Annotated in this window: 14 protein-coding genes and 1 pseudogene; 10 read left to right on the top strand and 5 right to left on the bottom strand. The window is 43.7% G+C overall.

The genetic code is table 11. The features are described from left to right. The first annotated feature begins 86 nt into the window (after positions 1 to 86). Positions 87 to 269 (top strand): hypothetical protein, encoded by a 183-nt coding sequence (locus tag O9290_RS19330; protein ID WP_288087391.1) that lies wholly within the window; start codon positions 87 to 89, stop codon positions 267 to 269. Positions 270 to 351: 82 nt separating this feature from the next. Next, positions 352 to 828 (top strand): hypothetical protein, encoded by a 477-nt coding sequence (locus tag O9290_RS19325; RefSeq protein ID WP_079209470.1) that lies wholly within the window; start codon positions 352 to 354, stop codon positions 826 to 828. 312 nt (positions 829 to 1,140) lie between these two features. On the opposite strand, the gene crtB is transcribed toward O9290_RS19325, so the two are convergent. Together crtB and pds are read right to left on the bottom strand one after the other, a co-directional pair. Further along, positions 1,141 to 2,073, bottom strand: a complete 933-nt coding sequence (gene crtB / locus O9290_RS19320; RefSeq protein ID WP_002795540.1) for a 15-cis-phytoene synthase CrtB — start codon at positions 2,071 to 2,073, stop codon at positions 1,141 to 1,143. 105 nt (positions 2,074 to 2,178) lie between these two features. After that, on the bottom strand, positions 2,179 to 3,609 hold the full coding sequence (pds, locus tag O9290_RS19315) for a 15-cis-phytoene desaturase (RefSeq protein ID WP_288028221.1): 1,431 nt from the start codon (positions 3,607 to 3,609) through the stop codon (positions 2,179 to 2,181). 295 nt (positions 3,610 to 3,904) lie between these two features. Between pds and O9290_RS19310 the strand changes: the two genes are divergently transcribed. Both O9290_RS19310 and O9290_RS19305 read left to right on the top strand, forming a co-directional pair. Next, the gene (locus O9290_RS19310) at positions 3,905 to 6,685 is read left to right on the top strand and encodes a cation-translocating P-type ATPase (protein ID WP_288056575.1); all 2,781 of its coding nucleotides are present in this window, start codon (positions 3,905 to 3,907) and stop codon (positions 6,683 to 6,685) included. Positions 6,686 to 6,689: 4 nt separating this feature from the next. Further along, positions 6,690 to 8,489: an SLC13 family permease gene (locus O9290_RS19305; protein ID WP_288056573.1), complete on the top strand. Its 1,800-nt coding sequence runs from the start codon at positions 6,690 to 6,692 to the stop codon at positions 8,487 to 8,489. 55 nt (positions 8,490 to 8,544) lie between these two features. Here the strand turns inward: O9290_RS19305 and O9290_RS19300 are convergent, their stop codons facing one another. Beyond that, entirely contained in the window at positions 8,545 to 9,081 is a 537-nt protein-coding gene (locus tag O9290_RS19300) for a tetratricopeptide repeat protein (protein ID WP_288028216.1), read from the bottom strand. A 229-nt stretch (positions 9,082 to 9,310) separates the two neighbouring features. Here O9290_RS19300 and O9290_RS19295 point away from each other — a divergent pair, with 229 nt between their 5' ends. The 6 genes from O9290_RS19295 to O9290_RS19270 all read left to right on the top strand — a co-directional run bounded on the left by O9290_RS19295 (position 9,311) and on the right by O9290_RS19270 (position 15,096). Continuing rightward, positions 9,311 to 10,372 carry an Mrp/NBP35 family ATP-binding protein gene (locus O9290_RS19295; RefSeq protein WP_002796707.1) on the top strand — a complete coding sequence of 354 codons (1,062 nt, stop codon included), beginning with the start codon at positions 9,311 to 9,313 and terminating at the stop codon, positions 10,370 to 10,372. A 219-nt stretch (positions 10,373 to 10,591) separates the two neighbouring features. After that, positions 10,592 to 11,872 (top strand): rod shape-determining protein RodA, encoded by a 1,281-nt coding sequence (gene rodA / locus O9290_RS19290; RefSeq protein WP_002796708.1) that lies wholly within the window; start codon positions 10,592 to 10,594, stop codon positions 11,870 to 11,872. 517 nt (positions 11,873 to 12,389) lie between these two features. Then, entirely contained in the window at positions 12,390 to 12,716 is a 327-nt protein-coding gene (locus O9290_RS19285) for a mannose-binding lectin (RefSeq protein ID WP_002775566.1), read from the top strand. A gap of 107 nt (positions 12,717 to 12,823) precedes the next feature. Then, entirely contained in the window at positions 12,824 to 13,045 is a 222-nt protein-coding gene (locus O9290_RS19280; RefSeq protein ID WP_002796709.1) for a DUF2283 domain-containing protein, read from the top strand. A 42-nt stretch (positions 13,046 to 13,087) separates the two neighbouring features. Next, entirely contained in the window at positions 13,088 to 14,068 is a 981-nt protein-coding gene (locus O9290_RS19275; RefSeq protein WP_288057711.1) for an MvdC family ATP-grasp ribosomal peptide maturase, read from the top strand. Between the two features lie 53 nt (positions 14,069 to 14,121). Further along, positions 14,122 to 15,096, top strand: a complete 975-nt coding sequence (locus O9290_RS19270; protein ID WP_288057709.1) for an MvdD family ATP-grasp ribosomal peptide maturase — start codon at positions 14,122 to 14,124, stop codon at positions 15,094 to 15,096. Positions 15,097 to 15,163: 67 nt separating this feature from the next. On the opposite strand, the gene O9290_RS19265 is transcribed toward O9290_RS19270, so the two are convergent. Beyond that, a complete protein-coding gene (locus tag O9290_RS19265) occupies positions 15,164 to 15,346 on the bottom strand; it encodes a hypothetical protein (protein ID WP_288057707.1) in 183 nt (60 codons plus the stop codon). Next, positions 15,340 to 15,435 (bottom strand): annotated as a pseudogene (locus O9290_RS19260) (GNAT family N-acetyltransferase); the annotation flags it as partial. The pseudogene O9290_RS19260 and the gene O9290_RS19265, both read right to left, overlap by 7 nt. Positions 15,436 to 15,572: the final 137 nt, after the last annotated feature.

Below are 15,572 nucleotides of genomic sequence, written 5' to 3'. Positions count from 1 at the left end.
TTTTAGACCTTTTGTCAATCAAAAAGTACTGGATCTGGGAGTGATCGGGGGGAAATTTAGGCACTTTTTCCCTGAAAATTAGGTAATTGGCCACCTCAAAACTGGTAAAACCCCACACCCCACACCCCACACCCCACACCCTGCCACCACCGAAAAACTTTTTGCCGCAAACCCTAGTTAGTCCCAGCCTCGTCCGTCTTTCCCTGTTTCCATTATTTTTTCGGGCTTGTCGCCGGGTAATTATTATTATCGCCAAAATAAAAGGATAAATTTGTCAATCTTTGTAACGAAAAATCAAGAAAAACTGTTCTCACCGTATCGCCCCGAACCCTTCTGGGGAAATTTGTTACAATGAATACAAAGGGACTCCCTGCGCCAGATCCCATCCCTAGTAAAAAATTGCCGAGGTGGGGAGCGGAAGCCAATAGTTCCGATCGGGACGGCATTTGTCAGAGTTTCCCGCTTCCTTTAGTTTTAGGGGGAAAAGCCATGAAATCTGGAACATTATTATCGCCCGATCGACCGCTGCCAGAATTTCTCCGGTCAGCTATCCAAGACCGCTTTCCGGGGAAAGCGATCGATGATCTCAGCATCCGCTACTATGAAAGCGTCGAGGATGTGGGATGGGAGTATTTTAACGATCGGGTGTTGCCGGCCTGTAGCGATGAGCCTGTTGTCCGCTATCTTGGCCCGTTTATCTCCTACGTCCGTCTAGGAGAAGCCCTGGTTTTGGATCGGCAAGACGGTCTTGTGGTTTACGAAACCGATCGAGATGTTCCCTGCACGGAAACTGGACCTTTCTGGTTGGTGACTCCTAAATCGCGCTGAAAAACCCAACCCAAGTTGAGCAGCTGAATTGGGAAAAGTTAATAGTTAGGGTTGGCTGAATAAATCTAAAAACCTTGTTGGGTAAGACTTTTAGACTTTGGGGAGGTCAAAAAGTACCAGATATGGTAGTGATCAGGGGGAGAATTCAGGGACTTTTTCCCTGAAAATTAGGTAGTTTACCAGATGAAAATGGGTAAAACCCTACACCCCACACCCCACACCCCACACCCTGCCCCCAGGAAAGACTTTTTCAGCCAACCCTAGTTAAGACTCGACGGGTGGAGTCGGTAAGCGACAAAACCCGTCGCATTTTTATAAGGCTTGCGATCGCAACCAAGCCACGGGTAGATAGAGCATTTTCTTGGGTAAAGGCACGAAGGCACGACGGGCGAAGACATCGTAGTTATTTGCTTCAATTACGTCTAAAATGCCTTGATAAAGCAGTAAAGCCGCCCAAACCGGCCAACGGGAATCGGGATTAAGGGCGCGAATCCCCCTTTCGGCGGAATCGTAGTAATAACGGGCCCGCTCAATTTGGAAGCGCATTAACGCCTGCCAACGGTGATCATTAACCCCTTTGAGTAAATCGTCTTCGCTGTAGTTAAAACGCTCTAAATCCTCTAAAGGTAGATAAATCCGCCCACGATGGACATCTTCCCCCACATCCCGCAAAATATTGGTTAATTGATTGGCAATACCGAGATCGATCGCTTCTTCTTGCGGAATATAGACGCTTTGATTGCGCCGCCAAGGGGCAGAGCGATCGTCATCTTCCAATCCTAACACCGCGCTGGACATTAACCCCACCGTCCCCGCCACCCGATAGCAGTACAGTTTTAGTTCATCAAAGGTTTGATAACGACTGCGATAGAGGTCCATCTGTTGCCCGGCGATCATATCCCGAAAGGGTTGGATATCCATGGGGAACTTTTCTAGAGTATCCACGAGAGCGACATCGGCATCCTCGATGGCAACCCCAGAAAAGACGGTTTCTAGCTGTTTTTCCCATAAATCAAGGGTTTCAGGTGTAGTTAACCGGGCTTGGGGTCCATCGACCAGTTCATCGGTACGACGACACCAGACATAAATTGCCCAGATCGCTTGACGTTTTGCTTTCGGCATCAGGAGAGTACCGAGATAAAACGTTTTGGAATACTTCTCTGTAATCCGGCGACAGAGTTCGTAGGACTCCGCAAGGGAGACGAGGGGTTTGGTGGGGTGGGTCGGTTTTGGCAATTGGAGCATTCTGCTGGGGCGGAATGATTGACTTAGATTAACGGCGAACTGTGGCTAATGATATAGCATTGTCTCACTCAAGGCCATTTTCGTCATTAGTCCCTAGCCAGAGAATTAACGAGCGCTGGACACTGGTGTAGATTGGGTTTTATTCGGGTTTAGCGGTGCTGCGGGGTGATCTTTGCTGATCACTGCTGCCGCTAATTTCCCCGATAAAACGGCTCCTTCCATGCTTCCTAAATATTTTTGCATGGTATAGTCACCGGCGAGATAAAAATTCTCGATCGGAGTTTTTTGAGAAGGTCGATAAGCTTGTCGGCCAGGGGTGGCTTTATAAACTGATCGGGGAGTTTTCACCAGATGATATTTTAACAATTGACTGGGATTATCGCCAGTAAAATGTTGGGGAAAGAGTTTTTCTAGTTCTTTCATCGTGGCGGCGATAATTTCTTCATCGGATTTGCTAATCCAATCCTGAGCGGGAGCGAGAACTAATTCTAACATCGAGCGATCGGGGTTAGCGTATTCTTTACAGGTGTTGCTCATGTCAGCATAAACACTGAGTAAGGGCGAACGGGAGAATAATAAATGATCGATGTCGGTTAGTTTGCGATCAAACCAGAGGTGTAAATTAATGACGGGAACCCCTTCTAATCCTTCTAATTTTTGAAAGAATTTATCTTCTTGCCAAGGTTTAGGTAGTAAAACTTTTAAAGGATCTACCGGCATCGCAGACACATAAAGATCGGCTTCAAAAAGATAATCTTCCCCACCGTCTAAACCGCGCATTAAGAAGGCTTTAACTGTGCCATCTTCATTTAAGATAATCTCTTTTAAAGGGGCGTTTAAGCGCACTTCGCCGCCTCTAGCGGTGATGTAATCGACTAAAGGTTGGCAGAGTCTTTCCGGGGGTGAACCGTCGAGAAAAGCCATTTTTGAGCCGTTTTTCTCCTGTAAAAAGCGGTTGAGGGCTGTTAGTAGAATCGTGGCGGAAATCTCGTTAGGATCGATAAAGTTTAGGGCTTTCGACATAGCGATAAACACTTCTTTTTCTACCCTAGGCGGTATGTTTTGTTTCTCTAACCATTCCGACCAAGAATATTTATCCATCTCCTCGACGTAACTTTGGCCTTTAACAATGGCAGGGATTAAACCGAGTCCAAATTTAATTTTTTCCTCCCAAGTTAACATATCATTATTGCGAAGAATGGCAACAATACCGTTAATTGGGGCGGGAATATCTGGGAAGTCAAACCGCGAATAGGTCCCCGGTTTTTCCGGCTGATTGAAGATCATCGAGTGTTCTTTCCACTGTAGGCGATCTTCTATGCCCAATTCTTTGAATAATTGCAGCATATTGGGATAAGCGCCAAAGAAGATATGTAAACCGGTTTCGTACCAGTCCCCATCGGCATCTTTCCAAGCGGCAATTTTTCCCCCTAATACATCGCGACGTTCCAGTACGATGGGCGTATGTCCCGCATCGACAAGGTATTTCGCACAAGATAATCCGGCTAGTCCCGCACCAGCGATCGCAACTCGCATCGTTTCCTATCTACTCTCTAATGTCTTGTCTTTATCACATTCGCCATTATACTTCACATTTCGTTACATTTTTTTTCAGATTATCGAGAAGTCAGGGGGCAGGAGGCGGCTTTGTTCTCCCCACACCCCACTTCCTTGATAACTGCTGACTGCTTACTGGTCACTGATAACTGATAACTGGTCACTGATAACTGATAACTGGTCACTGATAACTGATAACTGATATTGTGATATGTAATTAGCTTAATTCGCTTACCTTTTTAGTTCACGCGTACACCCTCTTCAATCGATCGCTATGACTTTTCCCACTACGTCACCTCAAGTCTCGGAAATAGAGAATAATCGTGCTTGGCATAATTTAACTGGGGAACAAACCCTAGAAATACTGAGAACCAATGGGGAAACCGGCTTAATCGAGGCGGAAATTGTTAAAAGAAAGGATATTTTCGGGTTAAATGAACTAAAAGAAACGGGGGGACGTAGCCCGTTAATGATTCTCTGGGAACAGTTTACTAACATTATGTTAGTGATGCTGATTGCCGTGGCGGTGGTTTCGGCAGTTTTGGACCTGAAAAAAGGGGAATTTCCCAAAGACGCAATCGCTATTTTTACAATTGTTATTTTAAACGGTATTTTAGGATATTTACAGGAAAGTCGGGCAGAAAAGGCATTAGCAGCCCTTAAGCAGTTATCCTCGCCCAAAGTTAGAGTTATTCGTAATGGTAGCACCTTTGAAGTGGCGGCCAAGGAACTTGTCCCCGGGGATATCATGTTACTGGAAGCGGGAGTACAAATTGCCGCCGATGGCAGATTATTAGAAGCACAAAACCTGCAAATCCGCGAAGCTGCCTTAACGGGTGAAGCGGAATCGGTGAATAAACAAGCACAGAAGGTTTTACCAGAAGATGCCTCTTTGGGCGATCGCATTAACCTCGTCTATCAGGGTACGGAAGTAGTACAGGGGCGCGGGAAAGTGGCGATTACCAAGACGGGAATGGATACGGAAATCGGTAAAATCGCCGCCATGTTACAAGGAGTAGAAAGTGAACCCACACCCCTACAGCAGCGAATGTCGCAGTTAGGTAACGTTTTAGTGAGTGGTTCCCTAGCTTTAGTGGCTATAATCGTCCTTGGGGGTGTAATTCGCTTTGGTTGGCGGTTTTTTGAATCATTCCTCGAAACTTCCCTCAGTATGGCTGTGGCCGTTGTTCCCGAAGGTTTACCGGCAGTGGTAACGGTGACATTGGCAATTGGAACCCAAAGAATGGTGAGAAGACAAGCTTTAATTCGTAAATTGCCGGCAGTGGAAACCTTAGGCTCGGTAACGACGATTTGCTCCGATAAAACCGGAACTTTAACTCAAAATAAAATGGTGGTGCAGAAAGTTAATACCTCCGAGCAGACAATTACTGTCACGGGGGAAGGTTACGCGCCCATCGGTGAGTTTAATGGTGCTAGTGAAAGTGATCCCGAACTACAGGCAATTTTAACGGCTTGTGTGCTGTGTAATGATGCACTTTTGCAAAATAAAGCTCAAGAATGGTCAATTTTAGGCGATCCCACCGAAGGAGCTTTACTGACGTTAGCGGGTAAAGGAGGACTATATCGGGAAGCATTGGCACCACAAAGCCCTCGTTTAGGCGAATTTCCCTTTTCTTCCGAAAGAAAGAGAATGTCAGTAATCTGTGAGAATGCCCAGTTAGGTTTGGGGGATTCTGCCTATTTAATGTTTACCAAAGGATCACCGGAATTAATTCTCGAACGTTGTTCTCTGATCCAAGTTGGGGCGGAAAGTCAACCCTTAACACCAGAACAAAGAAGCCGTATTTTGGCACAAAATGACGAAATGGCGGGTAATGGCCTACGAGTCTTAGGTTTTTCCTATAAACCGATGACAGAAGTGCCAGAAGCGGAAAGAGAAGATAGTGAGGAACAATCCCTGGTTTGGTTGGGATTGGTGGGAATGCTCGATGCACCCCGCAAAGAAGTTAAAGAAGCGGTTGCCCTCTGTCGTCAAGCGGGAATTCGTCCGATTATGATTACTGGAGATCACCAATTAACGGCCAAGGCGATCGCATTTGAATTAGGCATTGCTGCCCCCGGGGAGCGAGTAATCACGGGTAAAGAATTAGAAAAAATGTCTCAGAATGACCTAGAGGCAGAGGTAGATGGTGTGAGCGTCTATGCTCGCGTTTCTCCCGAACATAAGCTGAGAATCGTCCAAGCTTTGCAAAAACAGGGCAAATTCGTCGCCATGACGGGGGACGGGGTGAACGATGCTCCGGCACTAAAACAAGCGGATATCGGCATCGCCATGGGGATTACGGGAACCGATGTCAGCAAAGAAGCCAGTGATATGATTTTGCTGGATGATAATTTTGCCACCATCGTCGCCGCTACCGAAGAAGGGCGCGTGGTTTACAGCAACATTCGGCGCTTTATTAAATACATTCTCGGCAGTAATATTGGCGAGGTTTTAACGATTGCAGCGGCTCCTCTGCTCGGTTTAGGCGGTGTACCCCTTTCTCCCTTGCAAATCCTCTGGATGAACCTTGTCACCGACGGTTTACCGGCTCTTGCTCTGGCAATGGAACCCGCCGAACCTAATGTGATGAAACGTCCACCTTTTAGCCCCCGGGAAAGCATTTTTGCTCGCGGGTTGGGTTGGTATATGATTCGCATCGGTGTGGTGTTTGCCATTCTCACCATTATTATGATGGCTTGGGCTTACCGATATACTCAAGCAACCCCCGAAATCGGAGATCCTGGACGTTGGAAAACCATGGTATTTACTACCCTCTGTTTAGCACAAATGGGTCATGCTTTGGCGGTGCGTTCCCATACCCAGTTAGCTGTGCAAATGAATCCCTTCTCTAATCCTTACATTATCGCCGCCGTGGGCTTGACAACGATCCTACAATTGTTGTTAATTTATGCTCCTCCTCTACAAAGCTTCTTCGGCACTCAATGGATTAGTGGCACAGAATTATTAATCTGTTTTGGATTTAGTGCCTTAATGTTTGTTTGGATTGAGTTGGAGAAGTTATTTATTCGCTGGTTCATGACGAAAAAATAAATCAATGCCAACACCAATTATTCTGACTTTAACGGTTTTAGTCGTTGCTTTAGTCGCTTTCGTGGCGGAATGGCTACCGGTAGATTTAACCGCTTTATGCGTGGCGATTGTCCTCATTCTTTTGGGTTTAGTTACTCCCGAAGAAGGTATCGCCGGATTTAGTAATGCTGCCACGGTGACAGTGATGGCGATGTTTGTGCTTAGTGCTGGAATTACCCGCACGGGAGTGATTCAAGTAATTCGCGATCGCTTGCTGGTTTGGGGGGGCAAAAATCCCCACCAACAGGTATTTGTCTTAGGGGCATTGGTGGGGCCGATTAGTGCTTTTATTAATAACACGGCAGTGGTGGCGATCTTTTTACCCATCGTTGAAGATTGGTGTAAAAAACAAAAAATTTCCCCTTCTAAGTTATTAATTCCCCTTTCCTACGCCACGGTTTTAGCGGGGATGATTACCGTGGTGGGAACTTCTACTAACATTCTCGCTAGTGGTATTTCTGCCAAGCTGGGTTATGGGGAATTTAGCTTATTTCAATTCACTGCTTTAGGATTAGTAACTTTTTTGGCAGGGTTGATTTATTTAACAATTTTTGCCCCGAAATTACTACCTGATCGCAAATCTTCCACGGGGGAATTTTTAGACGATGATTACGGTTCTAAAGTATATCTGAGTGAGGTCATTGTTACCCCTCGTTCTAATCTTATCGGTCAAACTTTATCTCAAAGTGGACTACAAAGAAAGTTTGATTTTGATGTGTTGGAATTAATCAGAAATAAGGTACATTTACCCCAACCTTTAGCCGATAAAGTTCTCAATGCTGGCGATATTTTAATCGTTCACAGTAGCCGGGAAGAACTATTAAAAATTAAAGATGAAAGAGGATTAGAAATCTTTGCTGATCTCAAATTTCAGAAAGAAGATATTGAGTCGGTAATTACTACAGGTGAGGAAAAATTAGCCGAGGTTTTGATTCTCTCTAATTCCCGTTTAATTGGGACAACTTTAAAAGATTTGAAATTCCGTCAGCGTTATAACGCAACAGTTCTGGCGATTCGCCGTGGTTCGGAATTACTACAAGGAAGATTAGGTAAAATTCCTTTAAAGTTTGGCGATTTGCTCTTGGTTCAGGGACCAAAACAGAGTTTTATTGGTTTACAAACCACGCGGGAATTATTAGTCTTAGAAGAAAAAGAAATTGAATCCCAGCGACAGGATAAAGGCATTATTGCTTTAATAATTACTTTGTCGGTGATTATTATTGCCGCTTTTGATATTCAACCAATTCTCGTCACCAGTTTAGTTGGGGTGGTTTTAATGGTAATTACTGGCTGTCTAAAACCGGGGGAAGTCTATGGTTCTATTCGTTGGGATATTATCTTTTTATTAGCGGGTTTAATTCCCCTAGGTACTGCCATGGATAACTCGGGAACTACTAAATGGTTAGCAGATAATTTAGTGGCTATCGGCGGCAATCTTTCCGGGTTTTGGATCTTAGTTTTCTTCTATCTAATTACCTCAGTTTTAACTGAAATCCTCTCTAATAACGCCGCCGTCGTGTTAATGATTCCCGTCGCCGTGGAAGTGGCGAAAACTTTGGGTTTAAATCCTTTGGCTTTTATGTATGCTGTCACCTTTGCTGCTTCTAATAGTTATCTCACACCAATTGGCTATCAAACTAACACCATGGTTTATGCACCTGGCGGCTATAAATTCCTCGATTTTACCCGTTTGGGTGCGCCCCTAAATTTAATTTTGACGTTTTTAACCCCTAGTTTAATTGTCTTGTTTTATGGCTTGAAATAAAGAAAGAGATCGAAGATTCTTCGATCTCTAAAAAGAATTTGATCAGTAGTCAAAACTATTTCGATTCAGCAAAGCGTTTACGCAGGGATTCGGTGCGCTTTTTCGCTACGGTATTATCAGGATCAAATTTGAGAGTTTCTTCGTAGGTTTCGAGAGCTTTTTTAGCCATTTGTTTCTTTTCGTAAACATTGCCAAGATTATTGAGAGCGATCGAGTATTGAGGATAAAGTTTAATGGCTTCTTTGTAGTTACGAATCGCTAATTCTAATTGTTCTTGAGCAAAATAGGAAAAACCGATCGCATTGTAGATTAGGGCTTGATTTTCTGGTTCGATGCTTTCTTCCTCAGAGATTTTTAAAGCCTTTTGTAGTAAACTCAATGCTTGAACATAGAGTTTTTTATCGAGATAAAGACTCCCTAATTCATAGTATTCTTTAGCTGTACCTTTTTCTTTTTGCAATTTCTTTTGTAGCTTGTTAAAGGTTCCTTCCACTCGACGGGTTTTAAAGATTTGCACGATGACAAAAATTCCTAAACCAATCACGAAAATTAGCAATCCAGAAACGTAAATAAGCGGCAGGGTATCTTCCATAATTAGCGATCGAGCAATTAATATTTTTATACTTATTCAATCAGATTATAGCAGGATTTAGTCAGTTATCAGTGATCAGTTATCAGTGATCACTGATCAGATTTGAGTTTTCAGTTCACTGTTCACTGTTCACAGCAAAAAACTCCCCACTCCCCACTGATAACTGTGCCGGCATCAAGGTTAAGATAAATAACCATAAGAACAATACTTGACTAGAGACACTGAAACCATGCCCCTTGATACCGCATCGATTTTAGAAGTATTACGTCCCGTTCAAGATCCAGAACTGCAAAAAAGCCTAGTGGAATTGAACATGATCCGCAATGTGGCGATCGATGGCGGAAAAGTTAGCTTTACCCTAGTTTTGACCACTCCTGCCTGTCCTTTGCGCGAATTTATCGTGGAAGACTGCCAAAAAGCCGTTAAACAGCTGCCCGGGGTGGAAAGTGTCGCCGTGGAGGTAACTGCCGAAACCCCGCAACAAAAAGCTTTACCCGATCGCCAAGGTGTGGAGGGGGTTAAAAATATTATCGCCGTTTCCAGTGGTAAGGGCGGTGTGGGAAAAAGTACCGTGGCTGTCAATATCGCCGTCGCCTTGGCTCATTTAGGGGCAAAAGTGGGGCTATTAGACGCGGACATCTACGGCCCCAACGCCCCGACAATGTTGGGCTTAAATGACGCACAAGTGACGGTACAGGGCGCAAATGGCGAGATATTGGAACCCGCTTTCAACCATGGCATCAAAATGGTTTCCATGGGCTTTTTGATCAACCCCGATCAACCGGTAATCTGGCGCGGTCCGATGTTAAACGGCATTATCCGTCAGTTTCTCTATCAAGTCAATTGGGGCGATTTAGACTATTTAATCGTCGATATGCCTCCCGGTACCGGGGATGCACAATTAACTTTAATTCAATCGGTCCCCCTAGCGGGTGCGGTGATTGTCACCACTCCCCAGACGGTTTCTTTAATTGATGCGCGCCGGGGTTTAAAAATGTTCCAACAGCTAGGGGCGCGGGTTTTGGGTATCGTGGAAAATATGAGTTATTTTATCCCTCCCGATCAGCCCGATCGCTCCTATGATCTATTTGGGTCCGGTGGTGGGGAAAAAACCTCGCAAGAATTGGGCATTCCTTTACTGGGATGTGTGCCTCTGGAGATATCCCTCCGGGAGGGCGGTGATACTGGTGTACCAGTAGTTTTGGGGCAACCGGAATCGGCCTCAGCTAAAGCCCTGATAGCGATCGCTCGTCAGGTGGCGGCGAAAGTATCCGTAGCAGCCTATAGTTAGGGTTTGCGGCAAAAAGTTTTTCGGTGGGGGCAGGGTGTGGGGTGTAGGGTGTAGGGTGTAGGGTTTTACCCATTTTCAGGGAAAAAGTCCCTAAATTTTCCCCCCGATCACTCCAATGTCCGGTGCTTTTGGATTTCAAAAAGGTCTAAAAGTCTTATCGAACAATGTTTTTAGATTTATTCAGCAAACCCTAGTTAGTTAGTAAATGTGGGGAGAGAAATGGTGAGAAGACAGTCCCTTATTAGTAGGAAACTAAGGGGTTTTAACGAACAGTTTAGCTTCATTTTCCGGGATCTAGCCCAAATTGATTGGCTTTTGTTCGTTTTGGTGACGGGTTTAACCGTTTTCGGTGGTTTAATGATTCGTAGTGCCGAAAGACATACCACTGCTCTCGACTGGTGGCAACACTGGTTATTCGGGGCCGTGGGAGTGGCGATCGCTTTATTTCTGGCCCGTTGTCGTTACGAAAGTCTGCTCAAATGGCACTGGTTAACCTATCTTCTCACCAATCTCTCCCTAATTGCGGTAATTGTCCTGGGGGTGACGGCGAATGGGGCGCAAAGTTGGATTAATATCGGCAGTTTTAACGTGCAACCGTCGGAATTTGCCAAGGTAGGTTTAATTATCACCCTAGCAGCCCTCCTACATCATCGTCCCGCCGATAATCTTTTTGCGATCGCTCGTGTCTTTGTCGTCACTGCCATCCCCTGGGTGTTAATTATGGCGCAGCCGGACCTGGGGACAGGATTAGTCTTTGGGGCAATTACCCTAGGCATGATTTACTGGGCTAATGCGAAACTGCCTTGGATGATTATCCTCTTATCTCCCCTCGCATCGGTTTTTCTGTTTAATTTACTTTTTCCTGCTTGGATTGTTTTAGCAATTATCATCGCTGTGCTTGCTTGGTTTACCCTTCCCTACCGTTTTTTATCTACTTTCATCGTGGTGGCAACTAATCTGGCAGTGGGTAAATTAGGCGAGGTTTTTTGGGGTTTATTAAAAGAATATCAAAAAGATCGTTTAACCCTATTTCTTCACCCAGAAAAGAATCCTTTGGGGGGAGGTTATCAATTAATTCAATCCCGCATTGCCATCGGCTCCGGAGAATTATTGGGACGGGGATTACACCAAGGCACCCAAACCCAATTAAATTTTATTCCCGAACAACACACCGATTTTATCTTCTCCGTAGTCGGGGAAGAATTCGGTTTTGTCGGCAGTATTCTAGTTTTAATAGCTTTCTGGTTAGTTTGTTGGCGTTTGTTAGTCATTGCTAATACTGCTAAAGAAAACTTCGGTTCTTTAATAGCGATCGGTGTTCTCTCGATGATCGCTTTTCAGGCAATTCTTAATATTAGCATGACCGTGGGATTAGCCCCGATTACAGGGATTCCTTTACCCTGGTTAAGTTATGGACGTTCATCTTTATTAACCAATTTTATCGCTTTGGGTTTAGTGGAATCCGTGGCTAATTATCGCCCCCGTAAGCGTTTGTACTAAGTAGTCGTGCAGCTATCAGTTATCAGTTATCAGTTATCAGTGATCAGTTATCAGATTTGAGTTTTAAGTGTGGAGTATTAAATAGAAGTTTCCTACTATCTTTTTACTGATTACTGTTTACTGTTTACTGATCACGGCAAAAAGCTGACGGCTTAGATGTATAATTAATTTTGCTTAGGTAATTAATATTTGAGCAGATTTAGTAGAGTGGGAAACCCACTTTCCGCGCTTCTTAACATTCAATTAATAATTTTTACCAATATATTGCTTACAATCCTTTGCCCCTAAGGATTATAGCTACAATCATGGATTTTGATCAAGGTGAAGAATTGTCAATTTTTTTCTCAGAAAAAATCAATTATTGAAAATGTTCTCAATAGTAGTTTCTACAATCAAGGTTTTTCGTTAAAACATCTTGGGGAATGTAAAAATATATAAAAGTATATGAAGATGTGCGGAATGTCGGCTGTTAAGGCACTATGCTGAATCATATTGTTTTTTAACACACAGAGTTGTCATGCCCAATTTTTCGCACACTTGCAGCAGTATTAACTACGACCCTAACAGCACAATCCTGAGTGCTGAGTGCCAAGCTCGCGATGGAGAATGGATGCCCACCGAACTGAGGCTTAGTGACCATATCGGTAATATAGATGGGGAATTGCAGTTCGGGGATCAAAACTTCCAAGAAACCTGCCAAGATTGTCACCTTGAGTTCGGGGATGGAGACCAATCCGTATGGTTGGTATGCACTTGTCAAACAATGGATGGGGAATGGAAACCTACGCAAATACTGTTAGACAGTCAGATCGATAATAACGACAGCCAACTGGAAATCGGATAGGGTAGGAGAGGACGCAAGAAATCCACGATTCCGCTATCTGTTGGGTAGAAAACCTACACTTACCCGCAAGAAAAGTGTAGGTAGTTCAGCAAATATTGGAGAACGCCATGAAAGTGACCTATGATCCGGTCGTTGATGCTCTCAAAATCACCTTAAGTAATGTGCCGATTGCAGAAAGCGACGAGCAGAGTCCGGGGGTGATTCTCGACTATGACCAGTGGGGGAACGTGGTGGGGTTAGAAATCCTCAATGCTCAAGAGCGGATGGACAATCCCCAGTCTTGCGAATATTCGATTCTGACAACTAAACCAGAATTTGTCGCCACTTAAAAGAGACAAAAAGAAATTTAAATACAGGAATTTCCCACTGATATGAAAGAATCGCCTAAAGTTGTTTTATTGTTGACCCATAGCGGCGATTTTTTCACGATTGACCGCGTGGCTGAGGCGATAGAAAAAAAAGGAGCCACACCTTTTCGCTTAGATACCGATAAATTTCCCTTAGAGGTTCAATTAGCAGCCCAATTTAATGGGAAAAAAAGTTTTTATCAATTAACCTATAACCATCAATCTATTGATAGTGAACAGGTGCAATCTGTTTGGACAAGACGTATTTGGCAACCTGAAATAACAGCGGATTTAGATCCTCAGTTTCGGGAGGCTTGTGTGCGAGAATCCCAGACGACTTTGGCTAGTTTTTGGGATAGTTTAAGGTCAGCGCGTTGGTTAGATAATTTAGCGCAAATTGAGAGGGCTAAAAATAAGTTATTACAACTTCGTTTGGCCTCAGAAGTTGGCTTGATTATCCCCCCCACTTTAGTGACCAATAATCCTGATGCTGCCCGGGAGTTTTTTTCCCAGGTTCAGGGAAGAATGGTGAGTAAATTGTTAACTGCGATCGCCCACAGTATGGAATCGCCGGAATTTTTTCTTTATACCAGTAGGGTGAAAGCAGAAGACCTTGAGGAAGCGGAATCTTTACGTTATTGTCCTATGGTTTTTCAAGCGGAAATTCCCAAACAATTAGAATTGAGAGTTGTCGTGGTTAATGGACAGACATTTGTGGGTGCTTTAGAATCTTCTCAGTATAATAATTCTGCCGTAGATTGGCGAAGACCGGGTATTGATCCGGGTGCTTGGCAACATCATACTTTACCCGATTCACTATTGCAGCAACTTCAGATTTTTATGGCTAATTTAGGGTTGAATTTTGGGGCGTTTGATTTTATCTTAACTCCTGGGGGAGAATACGTTTTTTTAGAAGTTAATCCCTGTGGTGAGTGGGGAATGTTAGAACGGGATTTAGATTTACCTATTTCTAATGCGATCGCTGATTTTTTAGTCTTCGGTTGATCGGCAAAGCTCGCGCTCAAAAAATTGTTAATCCTAAGTTTTCAAGGAGATTTATGACCGTTTTACTTGTTACTTTTAGCCGCGATAATGAAAGTATTCCTCTGGTAATCAAAGCCATAGAAGCCATGGGTAAAAAAGCCTTTCGTTTTGACACGGATCGCTTCCCTACAGAGGTGAAAGTTGATCTTTACTCAGACGATAAAAAAGGCGGAATTATTACCGATGGAGAACAAAAATTAGAGCTAAAAGAAGTTTCTGCTGTCTGGTATCGGCGCATGAGATACGGACAAAAATTACCCGATGGAATGGATAGTCAATTTCGCGAAGCTTCTCTTAAGGAATGTCGGTTAAGTATTCGAGGAATGATTGCTAGTTTATCTGGCTTTCATCTTGATCCAATTGCTAAGGTAGATCAGACCAATCATAAACAATTGCAGTTACAAGTAGCGCGACAATTAGGTTTATTAATTCCGGGGACTTTAACTTCTAATAATCCTGAAGCTGTCAAGCAATTTGCTCAGGAGTTTGAAGCGACGGGAATTGTGACTAAAATGCTTTCTCAATTTGCTATTTATGGAGACAAGCAAGAGGAAATGGTTGTTTTTACCAGTCCTGTTACTAAGGAAGACCTAGATAATTTGGAAGGTTTGCAATTTTGTCCCATGACTTTTCAGGAAAACATTCCTAAAGCTTTGGAATTACGCATCACTATCGTCGGTGAACAAATATTTACGGCGGCGATTAATTCCCAACAATTAGACGGCGCTATCTACGATTGGCGAAAAGAGGGAAGAGCGCTACATCAACAATGGCAACCCTACGATTTACCGAAAACTATTGAAAAACAACTACTTGAATTAATGAAATATTTCGGTCTTAATTATGGTGCAATTGATATGATTGTCACACCAGATGAACGTTATATCTTTTTAGAAATTAATCCCGTTGGTGAGTTTTTTTGGCTAGAACTTTATCCTCCTTATTTTCCTATCTCCCAGGCAATCGCTGAAATCCTAGTTAACTCATAAACTGGCAAAGACAGAGCCAGAGTATCTTATCGCATCGACGAGGCTCTGACTCCAGATTTCCCCCCGACTACTGACTTGAAAGAGGGTGTAGGGTGTGGGGTGTGGGGTGTAGGGTGTGGGGTGTGGGGTGTGGGGTGTAGGGTGTGGGAAGTGGGGAAGTGGGGAGTTTTCTCAGTGAACTGATAACTGATAACTGATAACTGATAACTGATAACTGGCTCCTAACCCCACCAACAAACTTTTTCAGCAAACCCTACTTAATTTCCAGACCAAGACTTTCTCTCGTGCTTCTATCAGATCCATGCCGATTTTTTCTAAAACTCGCTTTGAAGCTATATTAAGTAGTCATGCAAAATTAATTACCCAAATAAAAAATTAAGAAGTATAATACATAAAAAAACGAAGCAGCAGGAAAATACAATGAGATTGATTAGAGACCTAAACCCCGAGAGCCAGAAAATGCTAGAGAGAATTTA

Source organism: Microcystis sp. LE19-41.2A (assembly GCF_027530405.1).
In the GTDB taxonomy this organism is placed as follows: Bacteria; Cyanobacteriota; Cyanobacteriia; order Cyanobacteriales; family Microcystaceae; genus Microcystis; species Microcystis aeruginosa.
Note: the sequence above shows the minus strand (reverse complement) of the source record. Positions and strands in the feature narration are given on the sequence as shown.

What these genes read in the sequence shown, in the direction of transcription:
- rodA (WP_002796708.1), top strand. Translation starts at nt 10,592, where the DNA reads ATGGTGAGAAGACAGTCCCTTATTAGTAGGAAACTAAGGGGTTTTAAC.
- crtB (WP_002795540.1), bottom strand. Translation starts at nt 2,073, where the DNA reads ATGCTCCAATTGCCAAAACCGACCCACCCCACCAAACCCCTCGTCTCC.
- O9290_RS19270 (WP_288057709.1), top strand. Translation starts at nt 14,122, where the DNA reads ATGACCGTTTTACTTGTTACTTTTAGCCGCGATAATGAAAGTATTCCT.
- O9290_RS19285 (WP_002775566.1), top strand. Translation starts at nt 12,390, where the DNA reads ATGCCCAATTTTTCGCACACTTGCAGCAGTATTAACTACGACCCTAAC.
- O9290_RS19280 (WP_002796709.1), top strand. Translation starts at nt 12,824, where the DNA reads ATGAAAGTGACCTATGATCCGGTCGTTGATGCTCTCAAAATCACCTTA.
- O9290_RS19275 (WP_288057711.1), top strand. Translation starts at nt 13,088, where the DNA reads ATGAAAGAATCGCCTAAAGTTGTTTTATTGTTGACCCATAGCGGCGAT.
- O9290_RS19295 (WP_002796707.1), top strand. Translation starts at nt 9,311, where the DNA reads ATGCCCCTTGATACCGCATCGATTTTAGAAGTATTACGTCCCGTTCAA.
- pds (WP_288028221.1), bottom strand. Translation starts at nt 3,609, where the DNA reads ATGCGAGTTGCGATCGCTGGTGCGGGACTAGCCGGATTATCTTGTGCG.
- O9290_RS19310 (WP_288056575.1), top strand. Translation starts at nt 3,905, where the DNA reads ATGACTTTTCCCACTACGTCACCTCAAGTCTCGGAAATAGAGAATAAT.
- O9290_RS19325 (WP_079209470.1), top strand. Translation starts at nt 352, where the DNA reads ATGAATACAAAGGGACTCCCTGCGCCAGATCCCATCCCTAGTAAAAAA.
- O9290_RS19300 (WP_288028216.1), bottom strand. Translation starts at nt 9,081, where the DNA reads ATGGAAGATACCCTGCCGCTTATTTACGTTTCTGGATTGCTAATTTTC.
- O9290_RS19305 (WP_288056573.1), top strand. Translation starts at nt 6,690, where the DNA reads ATGCCAACACCAATTATTCTGACTTTAACGGTTTTAGTCGTTGCTTTA.